This window comes from Rhizobium giardinii bv. giardinii H152 (genome assembly GCF_000379605.1).
Classification (GTDB): Bacteria; Pseudomonadota; Alphaproteobacteria; order Rhizobiales; family Rhizobiaceae; genus Pararhizobium; species Pararhizobium giardinii.
Window position 1 is genome coordinate 1 of the sequence record NZ_KB902766.1, and the last position, 1,499, is coordinate 1,499.

Genomic DNA, 1,499 nt, shown 5'->3' on the forward strand with positions numbered 1-1,499 from the left:
AGCCGTTCGTCAAAGCGCTACCGAACAACTAGAAGGCCACCGTCGTGCAGCCGCACTGCGCTTGAGACCTCAACAGTTCGCCGCAGAGTAATCTGATCTCCCAAGCCTCTGCGATTAAAGGGCCGCTAGCATTCCTAGCGGGCTTTGGCTCCTAAACATAGCAAGATCTTTCCTTCGTGAATCGTCGGACGGTACAGTCATATGTCCGGCCTGTCAGCGCGGTCATCGACCGATGGCCACGATGGGATCCACGATGACCGCCCATACAGTCTTGCGCGCTCAGGGGCGCAGTGCGTCAAACGGTCTGATCGGCATCGAGATATCGCCCCTCGGGTTCATCACGCTTCGTACCTTCCCGCTCTAGCTCGGCGCATACACCGGGAATTCTGTCCCACTTCCTACGCCTCTGCCATCGCTGGCGCCTAATATGTGCAGTCCTTGACGAGAAGCACCCATATTGTACGTGCTATCTTACCGAGCGTCTCTGCGGCGGCATTGGTGCTTTTGTAGCATATCACGGCTTTGAAGATTTCAATCTGACGATGGCTCCGCTGCATGAAACCCACTTCATATATATCAAATATGAATTAGAGGCGCATAATTTAATATTTTATCGCGGTCTCGTCATCTGCAAAGATCAGGCTAACAAGAGTATGAAGCGGGACGTAGATGACATCTCTAATCGGAAACGAACGCGCGGCACGATCGGCGGCGCTCCAGCACAGCAGCTTCTCTTACGAGAATGGGAAACTGTTTATCGAGGACATGTCGGTTGGTGAAATTGCTGATGTAGTTCCAACACCGTTCTACTGCTACAGCGCTACTACGATCAGAGAGGCCTATAGACTGCTGGCCGACAAACTCGGTTCGTCGCGAGTTTCGATCTGTTTCGCTGTCAAGGCGAACAGCAACGTTTCGGTCCTGCGGCTGCTCTCGGATCTGGGTTGCGGCATGGATATTGTGTCAGGAGGCGAGTTGGAGAGGGCGCTCGCCGCCGGCGTGCCGCCTTTCAAGATCGTTTTTTCAGGCGTCGGCAAAACTCGAGCAGAGATCGCTCGTGCCTTGGAAGTTGGCATCCATCAGATCAATGTGGAATCGCCCGCCGAACTCGATGAAATCCGCAGCATCGCTCGATCGCTAGGTGTTCGCGCGCCTATCGTGTTCCGGGTAAATCCCGACGTCGATGCGAAAACCCACGAGAAAATCAGCACCGGAAAACGGGGAGACAAATTCGGAATTCCGCTGGAGGAAATCCCCGAACTGTATGCGAGGGCCGAAGCTTGGCCCGAACTCGATGTGGCCGGTCTTGCCGTCCACATCGGATCACAGATCTTCGATCTGTCGACTTACCGGGCAGCATACGAACGGCTCGCTGACCTGGTTAAGACATTGCGAGTGCGCGGTCATCAGGTAAGACGCCTTGACCTTGGAGGTGGCTTGGGGATCTCCTATGATTTCGGGGCCGGGCCCGATGTCGGTGAGTACGCGAAGATCATCGA

Annotated in this window: 1 protein-coding gene; it reads left to right on the plus strand. The window is 54.8% G+C overall.

Translation table 11 applies throughout. The features are described 5' to 3' along the window. Positions 1–669 precede the first annotated feature (669 nt). On the plus strand, positions 670–1,499 hold an 830-nt coding region (locus A3AY_RS36915; protein ID WP_167332419.1), incomplete at its 3' end, for a diaminopimelate decarboxylase family protein.